18 protein-coding genes are annotated in these 20,761 nt (G+C 42.6%); 9 read left to right on the top strand and 9 right to left on the bottom strand.

What is annotated here, in order from left to right; genetic code table 11:
- The first annotated feature begins 190 nt into the window (after nucleotides 1–190).
- Entirely contained in the window at nucleotides 191–1,069 is an 879-nt protein-coding gene (locus tag FZC88_RS21885; RefSeq protein WP_148996452.1) for a helix-turn-helix domain-containing protein, read from the top strand.
- Between the two features lie 511 nt (nucleotides 1,070–1,580).
- On the opposite strand, the gene FZC88_RS21880 is transcribed toward FZC88_RS21885, so the two are convergent.
- The 3 genes from FZC88_RS21880 to FZC88_RS21870 form a co-directional block, all read right to left on the bottom strand.
- Entirely contained in the window at nucleotides 1,581–1,994 is a 414-nt protein-coding gene (locus FZC88_RS21880; RefSeq protein ID WP_148996451.1) for a hypothetical protein, read from the bottom strand.
- A 350-nt stretch (nucleotides 1,995–2,344) separates the two neighbouring features.
- Complete coding sequence (locus tag FZC88_RS21875) at nucleotides 2,345–4,000, bottom strand: cell wall-binding repeat-containing protein (protein ID WP_148996450.1); 1,656 nt, start codon at nucleotides 3,998–4,000, stop codon at nucleotides 2,345–2,347.
- Between the two features lie 617 nt (nucleotides 4,001–4,617).
- Nucleotides 4,618–5,352 (bottom strand): plasmid pRiA4b ORF-3 family protein, encoded by a 735-nt coding sequence (locus FZC88_RS21870; RefSeq protein WP_222928953.1) that lies wholly within the window; start codon nucleotides 5,350–5,352, stop codon nucleotides 4,618–4,620.
- A 190-nt stretch (nucleotides 5,353–5,542) separates the two neighbouring features.
- Here FZC88_RS21870 and FZC88_RS21865 point away from each other — a divergent pair, with 190 nt between their 5' ends.
- A complete protein-coding gene (locus tag FZC88_RS21865) occupies nucleotides 5,543–5,905 on the top strand; it encodes a DUF948 domain-containing protein (protein WP_148996448.1) in 363 nt (120 codons plus the stop codon).
- Nucleotides 5,906–6,655: 750 nt separating this feature from the next.
- Here FZC88_RS21865 and FZC88_RS21860 read toward each other — a convergent pair.
- A complete protein-coding gene (locus FZC88_RS21860; protein WP_148996447.1) occupies nucleotides 6,656–7,699 on the bottom strand; it encodes a DnaD domain-containing protein in 1,044 nt (347 codons plus the stop codon).
- A 198-nt stretch (nucleotides 7,700–7,897) separates the two neighbouring features.
- On the opposite strand from FZC88_RS21860, the gene FZC88_RS21855 reads away from it, so the two are divergent.
- The 3 genes from FZC88_RS21855 to FZC88_RS21845 all read left to right on the top strand — a co-directional run bounded on the left by FZC88_RS21855 (nucleotide 7,898) and on the right by FZC88_RS21845 (nucleotide 10,948).
- Nucleotides 7,898–8,713, top strand: a complete 816-nt coding sequence (locus FZC88_RS21855) for an alpha/beta fold hydrolase (protein WP_148996446.1) — start codon at nucleotides 7,898–7,900, stop codon at nucleotides 8,711–8,713.
- Between the two features lie 489 nt (nucleotides 8,714–9,202).
- On the top strand, nucleotides 9,203–10,090 hold the full coding sequence (locus FZC88_RS21850; protein ID WP_148996445.1) for a helix-turn-helix domain-containing protein: 888 nt from the start codon (nucleotides 9,203–9,205) through the stop codon (nucleotides 10,088–10,090).
- A gap of 219 nt (nucleotides 10,091–10,309) precedes the next feature.
- Nucleotides 10,310–10,948: a GntR family transcriptional regulator gene (locus tag FZC88_RS21845; protein WP_148996444.1), complete on the top strand. Its 639-nt coding sequence runs from the start codon at nucleotides 10,310–10,312 to the stop codon at nucleotides 10,946–10,948.
- Between the two features lie 243 nt (nucleotides 10,949–11,191).
- On the opposite strand, the gene FZC88_RS21840 is transcribed toward FZC88_RS21845, so the two are convergent.
- A complete protein-coding gene (locus FZC88_RS21840) occupies nucleotides 11,192–11,863 on the bottom strand; it encodes a CpsD/CapB family tyrosine-protein kinase (RefSeq protein ID WP_316247555.1) in 672 nt (223 codons plus the stop codon).
- A gap of 25 nt (nucleotides 11,864–11,888) precedes the next feature.
- Nucleotides 11,889–12,632 (bottom strand): YveK family protein, encoded by a 744-nt coding sequence (locus FZC88_RS21835; RefSeq protein WP_148996443.1) that lies wholly within the window; start codon nucleotides 12,630–12,632, stop codon nucleotides 11,889–11,891.
- Nucleotides 12,633–12,835: 203 nt separating this feature from the next.
- Here FZC88_RS21835 and FZC88_RS21830 point away from each other — a divergent pair, with 203 nt between their 5' ends.
- Nucleotides 12,836–13,618, top strand: a complete 783-nt coding sequence (locus FZC88_RS21830) for an SGNH/GDSL hydrolase family protein (RefSeq protein WP_148996442.1) — start codon at nucleotides 12,836–12,838, stop codon at nucleotides 13,616–13,618.
- A 102-nt stretch (nucleotides 13,619–13,720) separates the two neighbouring features.
- Here the strand turns inward: FZC88_RS21830 and FZC88_RS21825 are convergent, their stop codons facing one another.
- A complete protein-coding gene (locus tag FZC88_RS21825) occupies nucleotides 13,721–14,254 on the bottom strand; it encodes a DUF6241 domain-containing protein (protein WP_148996441.1) in 534 nt (177 codons plus the stop codon).
- 223 nt (nucleotides 14,255–14,477) lie between these two features.
- Here FZC88_RS21825 and FZC88_RS21820 point away from each other — a divergent pair, with 223 nt between their 5' ends.
- Nucleotides 14,478–15,644 (top strand): 3-phenylpropionate MFS transporter, encoded by a 1,167-nt coding sequence (locus FZC88_RS21820; RefSeq protein WP_148996440.1) that lies wholly within the window; start codon nucleotides 14,478–14,480, stop codon nucleotides 15,642–15,644.
- Between the two features lie 45 nt (nucleotides 15,645–15,689).
- On the opposite strand, the gene FZC88_RS21815 is transcribed toward FZC88_RS21820, so the two are convergent.
- Nucleotides 15,690–16,652 (bottom strand): nuclease-related domain-containing protein, encoded by a 963-nt coding sequence (locus tag FZC88_RS21815; protein WP_148996439.1) that lies wholly within the window; start codon nucleotides 16,650–16,652, stop codon nucleotides 15,690–15,692.
- An 81-nt stretch (nucleotides 16,653–16,733) separates the two neighbouring features.
- Here FZC88_RS21815 and FZC88_RS24175 point away from each other — a divergent pair, with 81 nt between their 5' ends.
- A complete protein-coding gene (locus FZC88_RS24175) occupies nucleotides 16,734–16,901 on the top strand; it encodes a hypothetical protein (RefSeq protein WP_187443725.1) in 168 nt (55 codons plus the stop codon).
- A 1,264-nt stretch (nucleotides 16,902–18,165) separates the two neighbouring features.
- Here FZC88_RS24175 and FZC88_RS21810 read toward each other — a convergent pair.
- The gene (locus FZC88_RS21810; RefSeq protein ID WP_148996438.1) at nucleotides 18,166–19,086 is read right to left on the bottom strand and encodes a C40 family peptidase; all 921 of its coding nucleotides are present in this window, start codon (nucleotides 19,084–19,086) and stop codon (nucleotides 18,166–18,168) included.
- A 501-nt stretch (nucleotides 19,087–19,587) separates the two neighbouring features.
- Between FZC88_RS21810 and FZC88_RS21805 the strand changes: the two genes are divergently transcribed.
- Nucleotides 19,588–20,634: an acyltransferase gene (locus tag FZC88_RS21805; protein WP_187443724.1), complete on the top strand. Its 1,047-nt coding sequence runs from the start codon at nucleotides 19,588–19,590 to the stop codon at nucleotides 20,632–20,634.
- Nucleotides 20,635–20,761: the final 127 nt, after the last annotated feature.

The following is a 20,761-nucleotide window of genomic DNA, read 5'->3' as shown; positions in this document are numbered from 1 at the left end:
TATGTATCCCTTTTTCTTCCCGCTTGAATACTTTCGAATCCACTAAATCATTTTCCTTCACTCTCCATTTCAAGAATCCGATTCAGGAGGGCACCATATCAGAAATTTTCTCAATAAATCGCTGTACTGGAAAAGGCATTTTTTCTGTTACACTATAAAAAATACAACCATTCATTCAGGAGGTGGCACCGTGGATTACTCAGTCATCGGAAAGAAGATAAAGGAAATGAGAAAGGCTGCCGGACTTACACAAGGAGAGATCGCTGAAGGAATCTGTACCCAAGCACTTATCAGCCGGATCGAAAAAGGAGACATCTACCCGAGTGCCACAGCATTGTACCAAATTTCTGTTAAGCTTGGGGTCGACGTAAACTATTTCTTTGAGATCGGAACCACCCCGCGGCTGGATTATAGCAAAGAAGTAGAAAGACAGTTACGATTTCTACGGATCAACCGACAATACGAGGAAATGATGGAGCTGATCAAAACAGAGGAAAAGAATCCTCTTTTCTATAGGGATAATGAAAAACTTCAGCTTCTTTACTGGCACAAAGGAATATATCAATATGAAGTAAGAAAGGATTCAACTGCCTCGTTTTCACTATTACATCAAGCTTATCAGATGACCGCCAACGTCAAAAAAGCGATGTCTGAAAGGGAAATGCAGATCCTTTCAAGCATCGGCAACATTCACTTTTCAATACAGCAATTTGAAGAAGCTCTCGATTATTTCAAGCAAGTCGAAACGGCTATACATACAACAGAGGTGTTACAGGATAAATCCATTAAAGCCCGATTATTTTACAGCATAGCCAGAGTGCTCACACGTAAAGGGGAACTGGAGGATTCAACGGCCTACTGCCTCAACGCCATCAAATGGTGTTTCCAGGAAGAGCTCCTATGGGGATTAGGAGAATTGCATTATCAGGTAGGCTACAATTATGAGCAGGCGGGTGATATTGAAAAAGCTCTTCCTTATTTCAAGCATTCTTTGCATATGTTCGAGCTTCGGAATGATGAGACATACGTAACGTTTCTCTTATCTAAAATTGAGGAGATGTCGAATTGATGGAAGTTGGGATAAGGGGTGTTAGTAAATGTTCCACTATTCTTCCTCTACCAATAAGCCGATGGCGAAAGCAACCTGTGTAAAAAACCACCCCTAAGACAATTCCAGCTAAGGGAATCTTCAAATAGAATATAAGTGATAGAGCAACAGACCATAATCACCATGCAGACCTGCATGAATTTACTTTTTATCTTTCTCACTCTTTCAGAATTTATTGTAAACTACAATTCAATTTCAAGAGATCTGGTCACGTCTCACGGATGAAGAAAAGGAACGACTAGCACCTGTGAATTTCCGTTCTCCGCTCCCTGTTTTCTGCAAACTTCGCCATCGCATAGCCATTTATGCTTCAAAGCCCTCATCATGGTCTTCTACCGTTTCCTTTTTCAGGTTTTCCTCCGTAAACCAAACCGGAAGCTTCTCCGCGAGGACCTGTTTTTTACCCCGTCCTTTTCTCTTACCATGATTTCGCCTTCCCGTATATGCGCTTCCTGATAGGCATATGGGAAGGTTAACGTTCTTTTTCGTAAGGGGTCACTTCAATTTTCGTAACCTCCCAACGGAGACCTTGTTTCTTTAAATAGAAGTCAGCATGGCCTTCATAAATGGCTTCTATTCCGGTTTTCTTATTGTTTTGAATGATTTCAAACGTTACTTTTACAATGTCTGGCCTACCAGGGTAATCACTAATAATGAAGTGCGGCTTCTCCAGATTTTGCTCTTGTGGATACTCAAAAAAGGTATAAAGTTTCTTTTGCTCTATTTTTGAGATCCCTTCGACTTTCCTCTCTCCCTGGATATCTTCCACTATATTCATTACTACTTTTTTGGGCGTTTGATTTACTGCATGATAAACAAAATAGAGAATGGTTCCTCCCACTAGAATGATAGTTAGAACCAGCAAAGACCTTTTGTTCAAAGTCAATAGTGACAATCCTTTCTTGTGAGGGAGTAATAAGGGGCAGGTTCCATGGCCCAAAAATCAGGGTCCACCCTTCGCCTCTTGTGATTTTGGATTATTTTTACAATATTTCTAGTATACTATGGATTTGGGATTAATCATAATCTTACTAGCAAACAGAGTTTAGTTCCTCAAACGGATTCTAAGAACTTGCTTCTGCGAACGTACTCGCGGCCCTCATACAATTTATCGGGATCACAAGGAGAGCTTGCTGTTTCTTATACCTAAGATTTCGGAGCGATTGCAGATGGGATGAAATAAACAAAGGCAAGATAAAAAGGAAGCACAGGATATCCCTGTCCTTCCTTTTTATGTTATTTAATTTGTATCAAATTCGTATCCAATTCCTTCACAACGTTTTCGGTGATTGCTCCCGGTCCACCCCATACCATGTAATGAGAATAATCCATCAAGAGGGATTTGGTCGGACTTGGTATAGAGGTATAGCTGACCAACAAAATAGGCGAGTTATTTTTTGCTGCCAGGACAGATCCTGCAAGGGCATCAGGGAAGTTCTTTCCTGTCGCAACATATCCCGTGTTTTTCCCCAGTGCCAGGTTTTCAACAATCAACTTAGCTGTTTCATAGCGATTTATTCCACCGTAGCGAACCGGGCTTGGGAGTTCATTTTCTATGGACTCACTGACTGCACCTGCCGCACCTACAATGATGGTATTTGCCTTCCCTGCAAGTGCTTTTTTCGTCGCATCCGGTAACGAAGCTTTTTCAGTCAATAGAATCGGGATGCTATTCTTTGAAGCGTATGGTGCTACAGCCAGGGCATCAGGGAAGTTTTTACCGTTTGCGATCACAGCTTTTGTGGAGGGTATTTCTTTCGCCACATACGCAGCTGTCTCGTAACGGTTATCCCCACCGATTCGTTTCACAGCAATATCCATGTACTCCAATTCTTCCACCACATGATTGGAAACGGCTCCCTCACCACCAAGGATGATCACGTTCTTCGCTTTAAGGCGCTGAACCTCCCTCCAGGTGGCAATCGGAAGTTTTTCCTTATCCGTCAATAGAATCGGGGCATTGTGATAATAAGCCAGAGGACCACCTGCAAGGGCATCGGGGAAGTCATTCCCTGAGACCAATACAACCGTGTCAGAGGTTTTGAAGCCCTGCTTGGAAATCTCCACTGCTGTGTCGTAGCGCTTCGCTCCCTGTATCCTGTCTGTTAACTCCTGTACTTTAAACGCATATGGCATGTTCGGGGTACCCCAATTGTTTTCCAATCTCACATAGTACGTTCCAGCAGGAAGCTCCAACCGTTCTACATCAGGACCATACTCGGCAAAATGGACGTCAGTGTCCAGATTGACATATTCCTTCCCATTTTCATCCACAAGGAGGGCATTCCATGATCCTTCATTATCTCTTTCTATACTGAAAGCAATCCTCTCGGTACGATCTAAGGTAAATGTAAAATAATCTTTGTCATCATATGTTTGTATGTGACCTTTGTAGGTTTTGTTCAATTGCATGGAAGATGCTGCTTCCATTTTGTCATTGAATTCTTTTTCAAAATAATCGTTTTGGGTTTGCTGGACCATGAACGTATATGGGACCCCCGGGGATTTATGATAGTCTGTGCTCACCTTGATAAAATATTCCCCCGCAGGCAAGCCGATATTCACCTCTTCAGCACCCGTGACCCCTGAATGAAATCTAGTACTGAAATGTGTATAAGGGTCACCATTTTCATCGGTGATTTCCACACCCCACGTAGCGCCTTCCACTCGATTAAATTGAATAACCGTATTTCCAGTCTTATCGAGGGTAAAACGGTAAAAGTCTACATCTTCAGTCGATTCCAGTGTTCCTTCATACTCATGGTCAAGATTGATTGGTTCCGCATTCTCCAAAGTATCTCCCTGTACAGAAGCAGCTTTCACCGTTCCCCCTGTACATACAGATAATAACAACATCGTAATCATACTTAGACTGCTTAGAATTTTCCCCACATTTTTCCTCCTTAGTATTTGGGTTATTTTTACAACAAGTCTATTATACTATGTATTTGGGTTAATATTACATTTTAATTACAAACATAACTTTTGACCCATTCTTAGGGTGGCCAGAGGGCAGGATCCCCACGAAATTCACAAGGGACTCATGGCTGCAGAACCAAATGAAAAACGAGGGGATGAGTCCCCCTCGTTTTTACTTAAAATGCTAGTTTTAGAGCACAGGCTCCTTAAAGACTCTTCGGTTACTGAGAGAGATAACATCTAAGTTATAAAGTAATCCAGTTTATTTGACTACCTAAAGAAAATTCGACAAGTAGGATCAATTATTTAAAAAGAGGATTAATAAATCGAATACAGGATCAATTATCTTAAAACAGGTTTGAAAATAGTCCGATCAGGATTAATTCCTAAGCAGAGACACCCTCACCATCATTTCCGGCCGCTATATGTACCCATGGAACTCTCAAAATCCCACCTCAGCTAAAAATACGCAAACTTTTCCTTGGTTTTCAAACAAAACAGACAGAATGGGATCCTTTGAACATCGATTCAATCTCAATCCAGCCCATTTGTTTACTGTGGGTGCCTGTCCCCCGTCCCATCCCAAAAATCTAGCTCTTCCGATATTTATCCTCAATGATTTTATAGTTTTCATGGTTAATCTTATCCCACTCAGTCTTCTTATAATTAAGCCCTTTGAGTTTTTGATTGATCCACACAAGATCATATTCCCTGAAATATACTGACTTAGCCCATGACTTCATGTTCTCATGCTCAGGATGCATCTCATCACGAAAAGCATCAAGAAATTCATAGAACCCATGTATACCACCAACATCTTCAGGTGGTGCTGTTTCCGCTCCATCAAGAAGAGTCGGAAAGCCAAAATAGTAATCGTCGACAATCCGCTCAAGCTTTACAGTAAAATGCCAACCATCACCAAGATCATAGGAATACCTGATTTCCTTATGCTTTTCCAGATACTCATCGATCTTTAAACCAGTGGGTTTGCGGACTTCTACCTTTAATCTTTCCTGATCATTTTTCTCAAATTCCAGCATTTCATGTGGTATCGACTTCAGCCGTTCTTCATACATGGCCTTGTTCTTCTTATAATGCTGATGATCCAGGTAAGCTTCTTCATTATCCGTGACAATCCTATGATCCTCCGTCAGGTCGAATTCAAAAAGGTGATATCCTTCATGAGGATAACCACTCAGAAAATTAGTCACGTTCTGGATAATATCATGAAGCCTTCTATATGTCGCTCCCGCTGGCAAGATCACCCTTCTCCATATTAACGGATTGGACTCTTCTAATTCGATTTTGACAATGTAGGATTTCAATTTGAATTCACTCCTTTTGATTTTTGATTGAGAGAGGACAAGGGACAGTTTCCTTGTGTCATAACATTCTGGAAGCTTTTCACGGAAGTTGTGCACTGCTCGCCGACCTTTCATACCCAACCTACCCGGGAAAAGGAATAACTGTGACCCCATTCCCATAGATTTAGAGTAAACGAAGGGAGCTGGTCTCATGCTTGAATGGAGTGCTGTCATTGCAGCCGTCGCGTTCACCATTCTCGTCATCTATTTAATTATGACATTAAGAAAAGTAATGACAACACTTTCTGAAACAGAAAAGACGCTGTCTGACGCGCGGAAAGCCGTGAACGGAGTGACTGAGGAAGCAGAAGAACTGATTCACACGGCCAACCAGATTTCAGATGACGTAAAAGGAAAAATGAAAGCCGTCGACCCTTTACTTGAGTCCGTACATGATGTGGGTGATATGTTACAAAATGTGACCAGCTCGGTTAAGAGGACTGCATTGCAAAAGAGGAATCCCAAAACGATTAATGCGCAGGAGAGGAATTCGGTTCAGATTAAATTGAAGTAAGTCATAAGAGGCCGGGACAGAGGGCCTCTTTCTTGTAGTTTTTTCCATCACCTGTTTAACAAGATGAGAATAGAAACGGTAGAACCATCTCGACGCTTCCTAAATTTAGATACCATCCCAGTTTCACCTTCAACTCAATCCCCATACCTAGCCCGTAGAAACCATAAAATATGAAAATAGGTGAAAACGGGAATGATAACCATAAAATACCCTTCAAAATCATTATTTAATAGGTAAAAGGAGAGAATTAAAGAGGCTATTGAGTAACCAATTAAAAGGGTTACATACTCTTTAAGACGATGTGAATGAGGCGAAATCTTTAGAACAAGAAAGTCAATAAGGTAAGTAACGGGTATGCCGACGATAATATAAACCGGAATTTCATATAAAGCTACAACCACTACCGTTGCCAAAAATTGGAGGGTTATAATTATAACCTTGAAGTTTAACAGGTTCAGTGAACAAGTAATCAGCTCCCACTGATAGTAGAGCAGATATGGGAGCTGAAAGAGAAATGGCAAATAAAATTAAAGCGAGCTTCTTCATTTTTTATATGTACCTCTTTCAATCATAGAATAGCTAGTACTGGAACTAATATATCACAAATAAATTTTCTCTCGTTTCTTTCTATGAAGAGAATTCCTGCTCTCGAAACACTTGATGACCCACCCTATCATTCTTCATCCTTTATATACTTGAATCCAATCCAGAAGGACACCAAAGAACTATCTTATTTCATTCATGATCACATCACATGACGACACCGGCCCTACGCTCCCGGTACGCTTCAAGCTCCGCCATCAACTTTGCTTTCTCCGCTTCAAACTCCTCGCCACAGTCCTCCTCAGATGCTTTTACTGCCTCATCTTCAGTGAACCAATCCGGCAGCTTCTCCGTACGTACCGGCTTCCTTCCCCCTCTGTGTACGTTCCGTTTATGCACTTTCTCGCACATGATCTGAATATCTTTCGCCCTCGCATCCTTCACATCCCGCACGTTCAGCTGTTCCCACTTCACCAGGATCGCATCCACATAGCTCCAGTAATGTTTCCCTTGTTCAACCGCTCGCTTCATCGCTTCGACGACGAGGCTCTCGGAAAGACTTTCACACCAGGTTTTGATTTTCTCTTGCAAATAAGACCCCAGTCTGCCGAATCCATTGTCTTTGAAAAAGGAAAGCGGACACTCGCCCCCGCTTTGTTGTTCTTGTTCATGATTTTCTGAAGGATTCTTTGAAGTACTCTCTGTATACGTCCCCTCTTCCACATCAGGAGCCCCCTCCTCCTGATGGGACAGGCCATCATTTGAAAGGGGTGACGTGGTACGTTTGGACGTAACAGGCGGGCAAATGGAAACAAGCTCAGACACGTTAAACCGTTCATTCATCACCCGTTTAACATTCTCAGCGATCGGCTGCACATACATCACATTGTTCAAAATGATACTCGAAGACGAAATCGTCCTGAACTCCCGGACCAGCAAATGATGTTCCACAAGAAAATCGATGGCATCCTTCACTTGCCGCTTCGTAAATCCGTATGTATCGGCAAAGGCTTGATAGCTCTTCTGCAGCATATCGCCCTTGAATTTCGTCCTCGCACCACTGACCATCCCGCTGTTATCCCTGATCATTGTCGGTCTGTACCAATACACAATATCCGCGAGTAACGCAATCGCTACAAAATGGGCCTTCCCGCTTGAAAACGTAATGTTCTTATACCATAAATGAGGAACGATATTCCCCACGATCTCCAATTCACCGATTTGATCCACTACCTGACATCCTGATTTCATCTTCTCTTCCACCCTTCTGATCTATTCATGTTTTAAATAGGTTGGAAGAGTGAAAAAGGACACCCTATAAAAAATTTTTTTTAAAATGCTCCATTATTAGGACGGCGTATTCTTTATTGATAAATAATTTCCGATATGAAACAACGTCATGAAGAATATAATGTAGAAACAAATTGACAGACTTTCAGGGGGACAGCTATGAACACATACATTGAAGTGGAACCGGGAATCGAATTATTCGTGCAGGATACCGGCAGTGGGGAGCCTATTGTATTTATTCCGGGTTTTACATTTACCACTGAGGTCTTCACCGAGCAGGTCAAGCATTTTTCAAAAACTCACCGAGTAATTGTGATTGATCCCAGAAGCCATGGACGGTCAACCATGACGGTCCACGGGAATGACTATGTCACCCACGGAACTGATCTCACAAAGGTATTGAAGCACTTGAAAATTGAAAATGTAACGCTTGTCGGCTGGTCATTCGGGTGCTTAACGGTTTGGGAATATATCCGCCAATTCGGTACGGTTGGGATCAAATCCCTCGTCCTCATTGATATGCCGCCTAAATCACTATCCCTCCACCAAGACCAGGATTGGGTGGAAGGCAAGCTTGATGACATGGCTGCTGCCTACACGAACTACCTTCGCAATCCCAAAGGACAACGGGATTTCATCTCTGCTTATGCCACCGGAGTCATGGTCCAACGAGAGCTGAAGGAAGAAGAATTAAATTGGATCGTCGAGCAATCACTCAAAACCCCTTACTATATTGCCGCCAATTTGTTTTCTTCCGGGCTTTTCTCCGATTATCGTGAGGAGGCGGCAGAGAGCAGTGAATCTGTACCGACTCTATTTGTTGTAGCCGAGCACTGGGCAGAAGTTGCGGCCTATAGTCTGAGAAAGCTTGCTCCTAAAGCGTCGGTGGAGGTATTGGGAGGACACCTTATGTTTTGGGAGTATAGTGAGAAGTTTAATGGTGTGGTTGAGAGCTTTCTGGGAGGGAATGGATAATAATTTTTTGTTCTTCCGAAGACTAGAGCAACAGGGACTGCCTTTTTCGCTGAGAAGGCAGTCTTTTCTTTGAAGATAAATTTGATTGAGTGAACGGTGTATTTCATTTATTAATTGATGGTTGAGACTTTTGAACTCACGATGCTTGATCAAAAAAATACCTCCAATAATAAAATCAGTGTCCTTTTATTATCTGAGGTTCTATGCCCGGGACAATGGCTCAAATTATCCTTCCTCCCCCATGTTTATGTGAAATGTAGAGTGAGGTGGTTTCGAGGATAAACAAATTCACCGTAATACAAAAGGCAGCTTCTCCATGAAAAAGACGGGGTTTTGATGGATTCACCTTATAACAATGAAGAGGTAGTTCAAGGTTTCAACATACTCACTTTTGAACCGGTCCTGAAAGAAATGGCCGGTATCCCCCCTCAATGAGACCCTTCTCCGTGTTACACTAAGAATAATGAATACCACCAAAGAGGTGCTACTATGGACTACTCAGTAATAGGAACAAAAATCAAGGAAATGAGGAAGATGGTCGGGCTCACACAAGGAGACCTGGCGGAAGGAATCTGTACGCAGGCACTCATCAGCAGGATTGAAAAAGGAGACATTTATCCAAGTGCCACGGCTCTGTATCAAATTGCTGTTAAACTTGGTGTCGACATCAATTATTTCTTTGAAATCGGAACCACACCCAGGTTGGATTATATCCGGGAAGTGGAAAAGCAATTAAAATACTTAAGAGATACACGGGAATACAGAGGGATGATCGATGTCGTGAAAATCGAGGAAAAGAATCCCCTGTTTTATAAAGACAATGAGAAGCTTCAGTTACTCTACTGGCACAAAGCGATCTACTTGTATGAAGAAAAGAAAGAAACCGAATCGGCCTTTACCCTTTTACATAAAGCGTACCATCTGACCGCCCATACTAAAAAAGCCATGTCCGAAAGAGAAATGGAAATCCTTTCAACCATTGGTACGATTCATGCTACGCTCCATCACCATGAGGAAGCACTCGATTATTATCACCAAGTTGAAACAGCCATGAAAACGACCGAACATTTACAAGAAAAGGTCATCAAAACCAAATTATTCTGTAATATGGCCAGAGTCCTGACCCGATGTCACAGACTGGAAGAGTCAACAAATTATTGCCTAAAGGCGATCAAGTGGTGTTTCGAGGAAGAACTTCTCTGGGGAATAGGCGAGCTGCATTACCAAATCGGCTACAACTATGAGCTGATGGATGACATGGAAAAAGCCCTTTTCTATATGCAACGGGCATACCATATGTTTGAGCTCCGTAATGATAAAGTCCATATAGACTTTCTCGGGAAGAAGATGGAGAAGATGAGGGCGCAGGAAGCATAGGATTCATCCACGATGTTTTCCTCAGCAGGAGTACAGGCAAGGTTGATGGGATGAATGGATGCAAGAACTAAGGGGACGGTTCTGGTGCTTCAAAAATAACACCCAAAAAGAAAGCACGCGAAACGTCCCTCCCCTTCCCGATTGCATCCCAACATTATATACAATACAATTCATTATATATAACCTCATAAATCTAAACGCGATAAAGGACTGTATGAAATGTCGAAAACCAAAAAAGTGAATACGCTTATTTCCCTCAAAGATGAAGTGAAAGAGAAACTTAGAGAGGATATTATTATGTTCAAACTCAAGCCCGGCGACCGCATTATCGAAACAGAAGTTGCCAAAAGGCTGGGTATCAGTCAGGTGCCGGTGAGGGAGGCACTTAGGGGCCTGGAGGAAGAAGGGCTCATTCATACGATTAAGTATAGAGGTGCGTTTGTAACGGATATCAATCCCGTTGAAATGTATCATATGTTTTCATTAAGGGCGAAGATCGAGACAGATGCCATTGAAGTGGTTCTCCCCCAGCTGACCAAAAGGCATTTTGGTGAATTATACGATATCGTGGACAAAATGAAATACGCCGAGAAGGATTATGCGGTCCAGTCGCAACTGGATATGGAGTTTCATCGTACGATCATCGAATGGTCCAATGTAGATGTATTTTTACGCATTTGGGGAATGTTAACGAATCATATCCGACGATATATCACGTTATTGAATCCGAAGGTCCGGATCCTTCCAGAGGAAGTCCATCAATATCATCAAGCCCTTGTGGAAACACTGGAAGAAAGAGATGTAGAGAAAGCAAAAACCGTCTTCAAAGAGCATATTATGAAAATGGTTGAAAAATAGACTCAAAACGAAGACCCCTATCTATTTATGGTAGGGGTCTTGACGTGCCCTTATAGATTATATATAATCACAGATATTATATATAATATTAAATCTGAATTTTCACAAAGGTTTTGGGTATATCAATCATCGTCATCCTCCTCACATTCAATAGTTCTTTCGACTTATTTCCCATCTATTATTTTACTACACTAGGTATTTTTGTAAACGGGTGAAATTTGTCGAATGAGCAATATTTATTTGTTATCTTTTTCCATAATAGTAATAATAGCTTGTATCTTTGACCTCTCGGTTGTTCAGGATGACGCCAAGAAGCTTCCCTTTGGCTGATTGCAGGAGCTCCTTCGCTTTTTGGGCACTTTCGATTTCAGTCGTACCTGAGCTCACCACCAGAATCGTCCCGTTGCATTGATTCGCTAATACTTGTGCATCGGTTACGGCAAGGACCGGCGGCGTGTCGAAAATGACCATGTCATAGTCTGCATACACATCCACAAGGAACTCTTCCATCGACCGTGAGCTTAATAACTCTGCCGGATTCGGCGGCACAGGACCACACGTCAATAGATCCAAATGATCGACATCCGTCTGATGAATCACTTCCCTCAACGTCTTTTGTCTCGTTAATACGGTTGTGAGTCCAAACGTATTCGTCACATTAAACGTATAATGAGCGGTTGGTTTCCGCATATCCGCGTCAACTAATAGGACGTTCTTTCCTTGCTGGGCGAATACCACGGCCATATTGGCAGCCGTCGTCGATTTCCCTTCCCCCGGCCCCGAGGACGTGACCATGATGGAACGCATGTCGCGATCGACGGATGAGAAGTTGATATTGGTACGGATCGTTTTATATTGCTCCGAAATCGGTGACTTCGGAGAGATCTGAGTGACTAACTTACGCTTCGTATTCATCATTAGCTTCTTCAGTTTCTTGTTCTTACCCAACCTTCTCACCTCTTTCACGTGATTTTCGGTTTGTTCGGCCGGTTGGATTATCTTCTTTGATTTCTCCGATCACAGCGATGGAACCCAATACGGGTAAACCCAGTAATTTTTCAACTTCCTGTTCCGTCTTGATCGTGTTATCAAGAAACTCCAGCAGGAAGGCAAGACCGACACCGAGCATTAGACCTACCACAGTTGCGATGGCGATGTTCAGTAATGGTTTCGGTTTGATGGGAGATTGTTTTTCCCCGACTTCGGCTTTAGCCAGGACGGTTACATTATCGACGTTCATGATTTTCGTGATTTCGCTTTGAAAGACTTCTGCTGTTTTATTGGCGATGCTGGCAGCGGTTTGTGGATCGGTATCTGTTACAGAAAGGTTGATGACTTGAGACTCTGCTTCACTGCCTACGGTGATCTTGGCATTAAGTTGAGAGGCATCATATCCGTTGTTCAGATCAGTGGCTACTTTTTCAAGAATGGCAGGACTTTTAATGATGACATTATACGTATTGATCAGTTGCAGATTCGTTTGGATCTCACCAGGATTATAGGCTGGCTGCTCTGATTTCGCTTGATTGACTAATAATTGTGTCGTGGACTGATAAACCGGCGTCAAGAGGAAAAAGCTGACCGCGCCGCTCACCAGGATGGCTGTCAGGGTGATCAAAATAATTAAACTCATGCGCTTCCGTAACGTCTCCATCAACTCGCGCAAACTGATTGTTTCTTCCATAACTTCCTCCTAAAATAAGAAAAAATATGTAAAATAATGTGGATTCCTGTTGTATTTTCGGAATTTTGTTGTCATAATTTTAATGGAATTGTAATATTTCTATACTTATCTATTAAACTACAAATACTGTCAAATTGGAAGAGGTATTAGGGAATTGGAAATGATTTCTTCATTCTTATTTATGACAAATGGGGGTCTAAAGTATGAAAACCTTTTCATTATTTTTATTAGGGATCATTTGTGCAGGTGTGCTCGTTTATGGAAACAAGCATTGGCAGGAAAGAACCTCTGTATCAAGTGCAGAAAAAACGACAAATGTTACAGAATCAGAGACTGAGGAGCAAGAGGCTGTGGAAGAAAAGGATTTCAGCTCGCTGACTGGAAACTGGCCAGAGGAAGCTCAAGCCTCCTTCAAGGAAACAGTCGCTGCCGGATCTCCTTATAAACTCGCCATCGTCGGATCCCTCGCGCTAGGTGCCAATGAAAATGGCTGGAGTGAGCAAGTCAAATCCGAACTACACGATACATTTGGAGACACCATCGAAGTGAAAATCTTTCAATATGACACAACCTCTTTGACATTCGTCAACGGTGAGTATGTTGACGAGGTACTGGAATATGAACCACAACTTGTCCTGTTCGAACCATTTGCCCTGAACGACAATTCAAATGGTGTCGGCGGTGAGAATAACCAGGAAAGCATCCAGATCTTCGAACGAAAGCTGAAAGAACAGAATGAAGAGGCCGTATTGATTCTGCAGCCACCGCATCCGATCGCCGGAGCTACGTATTACCCGATGCAGATTGAGGAACTGAAAGAGTTTGCACAAGAGAGTGGGATTCCTTATGCGGATCATTGGAGTGCGTGGCCGATGGGGGATGAGGAAGCCTTGGGTGAGTTGCTGGTGGATAGTCAGGAGGTGCCGAGTGAGGAAGGGCATGCGTTGTGGGCTGATTATTTGGTGGAGTATTTTATTAGTGAGTGAGTGGGAATGAGCTTGGGGTTTGGTGCCTCAAGCTCGTTTATTTATTACGGGGTAGAGCCAAAGAAAAAGACGTGCCATCTGGACACGTCTTTTACTCTATCATTATCGCTTCTCTTTCTTCTGGCTTTCGATATACTTCTTCTCTTCCTTGGTACTTAACAGTCCGGTTGCCACGCCGATATTCCCTTTCCTCATTCTCCAAATCCTATTATGATCGCTGACGGCCCCAGAGAAATCCCCCTCTTTCCAGCTCATTAAGATTTCTTTATAGGTGTGTTCACTTTTATAGTTATTGATTTCTAATTGCCCTAACAAGTAATCGATACGTTCATCGGTTATCTCAAAGAATGACCATTTTTCTTCAGCTTCTACCTTTTGGTGACTCATCGCATGTATGTATTGCTGAATCAGATCTTCACTTAACGGTGTCTTTACTTTTTCCCCGAATGGATTTTCTTTGCCCGTTTTGGTTTGAGGTGCAGTAGTGGCTACACCCGCTGTCGAGACCACATCTGTCTGGTTGATATCATCCGTTGTGCCGGCATTATTTAAACTGCTTACTGCAATATAGACTCCGATGGCCGTCAAGAGCAGGACGCTTCCCACTATGATGGTGAATGATTTTTTTCGCAGCATGGTTCTCCCCCTGTATGGAATCTCTATTTTTCTGTAGTACTACTTCTATTCGTTAGGCATAATGTCCTGCAAGTATTTGTAAATGAATTGTTATCCTTCCATACTTTTCAATGGTCCTAAAGAGATGGTCGCTAAGTTGGTTGTATTCCCCATCTGATTTCTATATAATTACTCAATGTTTGTAATTTGATTTCCAGTCTACATAAGAGGAGTTTTGATAGATTTGAAGAATCAGACGTGGTTATCCGTTCAGTTCTTTGCGATTTTTTTCACATGGGGAATTTTCATCCCTTATTGGACAGCGTGGCTGGTCGAGAGTAAGGACTTTTCTATTTCGGCTGCAAGTACGGTGATTGCTGTTGGAATGATTGCCCGGTCGTTTTCGAGCTTTTTCCTGTTTCCAAAGTTGAGTCAGACGGTTTCGTTGGGTCGACTTTCTCGGTGGCTTGTGTTGATTTCCGGGGTTGCATTGCTACTGTTCCTGCCTATGAATTCCTTTGGGATGATTTTGGTGTGCATGGTGTTGTTCAGCCTTGTTTACCCGATGATGCTTCCGATGGTGGAGAGCATGGCGGCTGTGATGATGAAGGAAGATGGCATTGATTATGGGCGGAGCCGGTCGTGGGGATCGATTGGATATACGGTTGCGTTGCTTGCAGTTGGATTTTCGACTTCGATTTTTACCGAGGGGGCAGTGATTTATCTGTTGTTCGGTGGGATTGTGGTCATATTGCTGTCATCTCTTGCGAAGCTGCCACAGTCCATGAGTGGTACCCGTGGTCAGGAAAAGCTTTCATACCGGGGATTGCTGAAATCCCGTAAGTTTGTCTGGGCCATGGTAATTGTTGTCTTGATTCAGGGGGCACATGCTTCATACTATAATTATGGTGTGCTCTATTTGAAGGAATTAGATGTTAGCGCCGTTTATATCGGCGTGATTTTAAATATTGCCGTGTTGTCTGAAATCCTGTTCTTTACGTTTTCAGATCGTTTGTTAAAAGGGCGAAGCATATCGGTCATGTTTATGATATCAGCAGGGGCTGCTGTGACGCGTTGGACTTTGTTGTTCCTATTCCCCAGCACCCCTGTATTCATCTTTACCCAAATCTTTCACTCTCTAACCTTCGGATTGACACATTATGCTTTTATGCGGTTGATTTATGAAGAATTGGAGAGCAAGGATATCCCCGCTGCACAGGGAGTGTATACTTCGCTGGGTATGGGATTGAGTACGGCGATTCTGACGTTTATCGGTGGTTTCTTGTATGATATTTCGCCCGGTTCTGCGTTTCTAGGAATGGCGGTTGTCGTGCTTCCTTGCGTGGTGCTTGGTGGATGGATGCATTGGAAGTATGACCGAGTGGCAGATGGTGTGCTTAGTTATAAATAGAGTTTGTTGGGAGACCGTTCAGGATGTTGATTCTGGGCGGTTTTTTTATGTGAAGTTTTTCGTATAGACGGTCCCTTTGGTGGATCCCTCCGTTTTGAGATTGAGAGATTGCAGGATCAGTGTGGCAGACCTGGGCGATGACAGGTTCAGGAAGTTTCGCAGTTCCCGATTTGTGATAGTGGGTTTGATGAGAAGGAAGTAATCCTGGATGGCTTTATGGTGGGCTGTTTTGGACAAGTGGTGGCAGTTGGAACATTGCCATATGCCTGTCTTCCTATTCATGATGTGAAGACATTTTTCACACTGTACACCTTTTATGATGTCTGTTTCGGTTAACTGATAGGTTGTGAGTATTGATGAATATTTAGGTTTGTGTTGATTCAGGAGAAGTCGCTTTACTTTTTTGATGTTGATTACTTCCCGGGTGTATTGTGTGTTTAACTTGCTAATTTCTCTCACGATGTTTTGGGCGTGGATGATTTTGTCGTAAGGAGGGATTCGTTTATGACCGGGAGCCATCTTCAGAATCGTTGACGGATGACTGAAAACTACCAGGAATTCGATTGGGGGACACGGAAGCTTATTATTCAGGAACCACTTCTGAAGGAGCAGTTTCTGGCGGTTGACCTGTGTGATGGGATCTTGATAGCCGGTTTCGATTCCATTGAACTCCTTGGAGAGCTGATTGAATTCGGGGTCTATCGTAAGGATGCCGGAAATGTTTTTTATTTCGATTGGGAGTAAATAGTAGGGGGTGACCAGCAGGCTATCGATTTGGAAGTCATGCGGTTCCATTGGCAGACTGAGGTCGTTGAAGATCATATATTTTTTATCCGTCAGGAAGCTTAAGTGATAATCGACTGACCGTTCGCCTGCGTATCCCGCTTTCCTTTTTTTGAAATCCTGTTCGATGAGAGGCCTTTTCGGGTGATCAAGTGGCTGCAGCCTTTGGAGTAAGGCTTCGGTTTGGAGGAGTTTGTGGGGAGGTATTCGTTTTTTTACATTCATTTGTTAAGGAAACACTCCTTTTGGGTTGGAATATAGAATTATTCTACTTTTTTGAGGAAATTCCTGCTTTTTGATGGGATTTTGTTTAGGATTGTCTTTTTTCAGCTGGAGTGGTGGTCCTTTACGGGAATTGTGGAACGGGTTGGGGATGAAATTTTGGGCTGGGCATGTCTTGGTGGAGGAATTGATCCCCTTTCAGAAGGATTCAATCCCGAATTCGGATTATTGATCCTGTTTGAAATTTATTGATCCTGTTCCTGATTTATTGATCCTCTTTCCCATTATTTGATCCTCCGTGTCGAATTTTCTCGAAGATGTATATCTGCGTCAGACCCCATCACCAACCTCTCTCCCATCTCCGACAACAGGCAGAGACCTGATTGTTGAAACAGCGTATCTTCGGGTGTTGGTTTTGGTTCGGATTGAGGTACTTTAGCCATACTGTATCTACTTTTGAACACAAAGTGACTTTAGATTGTCTTTTTTTTAGCTGGAGTGGGATCCTGGATGGGGGCTGTGGGCCGGATTAAGGGGGAAATGCTTGATCGAGGATGCCTTCGTGGAGGAATTGATCCCCTTTCAGAAGGATTCAATCCCGATTTCGGATTATTGATCCTGTTTGAAATTTATTGATCCTGTTCCTGATTTTTTAATCCTCTTTCCCATTAATTGATCCTCCGTGTCGAATTTTCTCGAAGATGTATATATGCGTCAGACCCCATCACCAACCTCTCTCCCATCTCAGACAACAGGCAGAGACCCGGTTGTTGAAACAGCGTATCTTTCGGTGTTGGTTTTGGTTCGGATTGAGGTACTTTGGCCATACTGTATCTACTTTTGAACACAAAGTGACCTTAGATTGTCTTTTTTTAAGCTGGAGTTTGTTCCTGAACGGGGGCTGTGGGCCGGATTAAGGGGGAAATGCTTGATCAAGGATGCCTTCATGAAGGAATTGATCCCTTTCAGAAGGATTCAATCCCGATTTCGGATTATTGATCCTGTTTGAAATTTATTGATCCTGTTTGAAATTTATTGATCCTGTTCCTGATTTTTTAATCCTCTTTCCCATTATTTGATCCTCCGTGTCGAATTTTCTCGACGATGTATGTCTGCGTCAGATCCCATCATCAACCTCTCTCCCATCTCAGACAACAGGCAGAGACCCGGTTGTTGAAACAGCGTATCTTCGGGTACAAGTGTTTTGGCCATACTGTATCTACTTTTGAACACAAAGTGACCTTAGATTGTCTTTTTTAAGCTGGAGTTGGATCCTGAACGGGGGCTGTGGGCCGGATTAAGGGGGAAATGCTTGATCGAGGATGCCTTCGTGGAGGAATTGATCCCCTTTCAGAAGGATTCAATCCCGAATTCGGATTATTGATCCTGTTTGAAATTTATTGATCCTGTTCCTGATTTATTGATCCTCTTTCCCATTATTTGATCCTCCGTGTCGGATTTCCTCGGAAATAATACAAATAAAAAACGCCCTGCTTAGGCAGGACGCTCCATAATATTAGTTAAATCTCTTATACCCGACAAACTTAGGATTCCAATACGTGTTGCTCAGCTTCGAAATCGTTACCCCGCTGTCTGAGGCGTGGACGAATTCTCCATTTCCTAGGTAGATCCCCATATGGCTGATGCCGGCTTTGTATGTATTCTCGAAGAATACCAGATCCCCTGCTTTCGGGCTTGATACGAAGGATGATTTGCTATAGTAGCCGTCTGTGTTGGTACGTGCAATCGATTGTCCTGCCTGGTTGAATACATAGTAGATGAACCCGCTGCAGTCGAACCCGGATGGTGATGTTCCTCCCCATGCGTATGGAGTTCCTACGTATTTCTTCGCAATGTCGACGACACTTGAAGATGGAGTCTGCGATCCGCCGTCTGACGTTCCTTTAATAGAAAGCTTTTGACCGACATAGATGTTATCGGAGGTTAATCCGTTCCATGACTTGATGGATGAAACGCTCACATCATAACGGATAGCGATGTGGGATAACGTGTCCCCGGATTGGACGGTGTAGGTACTAGAGCCTGATGGTGGCGGTGTACTTGTGCTTCCTGAAGAAACGACCAGCGTTTGACCGGGATAGATGACGTCACTCTTTAGATTGTTCCACGCTCGGAGTTCAGCGACATACACATCAAACTTTGCACCGATTTTTGACAGATAATCACCTGATTGAACGGTATACGTTTTAGCAGAAGTACTGCTTGGTGCTGAAACTTCAAGAACTTGGTTTACATAGATCATGTCGGAGCTCAGGTTATTCCAGCTCTTCAGGCTTGAAACAGATGTATCATATTTATAAGCAATCACCGAAAGGGAATCCCCTGATTGTACGCGGTAAGAAGCCGCTTCCGTTGAATTGACAGCAACTGACGAAAGTAATGCAGCAGTAGTAAAGGCAATAATGGTTTTCTTCAAAAAAATTGTCTCCTTTATCGGGTAATGTCGAATTTTGTTGCTTGTCCATTATGGAGGAAGAAGACTGAGAGTTTAATAGGCTAAAATTCTTATATGAAGAAAAATAAGGAAGAAACCCCAGTATAATAGGGTTTAGTAATTTATGGTTGTATTACCATTATCGGTAACCTGCTGATAAAGTTCCTCTTTCCGTCCTCCATTAATGAGTCAGGTAGGTGAATGTGCTTATTTCCTAAAAGGAACGCGTCACCCCCTGTCTCGTGCGCTTTAGAAATTTATGGTTGCGCTTTCATCTCTGATTTGACGGCTTTATAGGGCTTTCCTCTCTATTTGTAGCAAGAGCACTGGATTTCTCACCTTTCCTATGAACCATTCAATCCCATGCAGTCCCTCCCTATTACCCACTCCCCGATTCCACCAAAAAAATTCTGAATGACAAGACTATTTAAATAGATTAAAATGAATAGAATTTATATTTATGTATACAAGGGGCGGGTTGGATTGGCGGAGAAAATTAGGCTGTCAAACTTTGAATCTCTCAGGGTACTGTCGATGGTCATGATCGTCTTGTTGCATTTCGGTACCTACGGATTTTCAAAATATATTGCGATATCAGAGCTAAGCACGGTGAATCAATATCTATTCCATTTCATAAAGGTGCTTTGTATCGTTGGGGTCAATGTGTATGTGCTGATAAGTGGATATTTTTTATGTAAGTCACAATTTAAAATGAGCAAAGTGTTAAGGGTCGTTCGGGAAACGTTCATTTTTTCGGTTCTTATTTTTGCCGGATTGACGGTCTTACAATTAACGGATGGATCCTATACCAGCTTTATCAGGTCGGTATTCCCGGTGTATCTGTCCACCTACTGGTTCATCACCGTGTATATCGCATTGTTTATGCTTTCACCTTATTTAAATATCTTGATCAATCAGCTATCAAAGAGGGATTACGGAAAATTCCTCTTCCTATTATTTATGATCAATTGTGTATGGCAATTTTTCCATCCGTTGGGGAGCTTCGGGGTAAACGGTGGCTATAGCATCGTGCATTTCATCTTCCTTTATTTTGTAGCGGGCTATTTACGACACCACGGACAGTTTCTGTCTGCCTTAAACAAGCACTATTATTTAAGCGTTTACATTTTACTGGGAGCCGTTACAGCCTTGGTTTTACTACAATCGTGGGAATTACCATTTAAGCTGCTGTCGTATAACTCCCCTATTATCGTGGCGATGTCACTTGCGTTGTTCCTATTCTTCTCGAAGCTGACGTTTGTATCAAGACCGATTAACTTCATATCCGGATATGTGTTAGGGGTTTATCTGATCCATGAGCATCCGTTGATCAGGCAGCGATTGTGGAATCATGTGATGGAGTGGATGAGAACGGGGAACGAATCTTTATTGATTGTTCAATATCTCGTTTATGCGGTTCTAATATTTGGAATTTGTTTAGGAACTTCTTATGTGATGTATTCGATGATCAATTATAAGACCCTCTTAAAGAAGAAGGATCCAGTTAAGAAGGTGAAGATGGCCGGTTGATGTCCTGAGATGAAAGAATGCACGCCAGCTGGAAATCAGCTGGCGTTTTTCATTGGATTTGCAAACTAAGTGTCCAAAAGCGGTTTACTTTTAGTAAAAACAGGTAAATTTACATATAAGTGTAAAA

The sequence above is a fragment of the Rossellomorea aquimaris genome, assembly GCF_008180865.1.
Classification (GTDB): domain Bacteria; phylum Bacillota; class Bacilli; order Bacillales; family Bacillaceae_B; genus Rossellomorea; species Rossellomorea yichunensis.
Note: the sequence above shows the minus strand (reverse complement) of the source record. Positions and strands in the feature narration are given on the sequence as shown.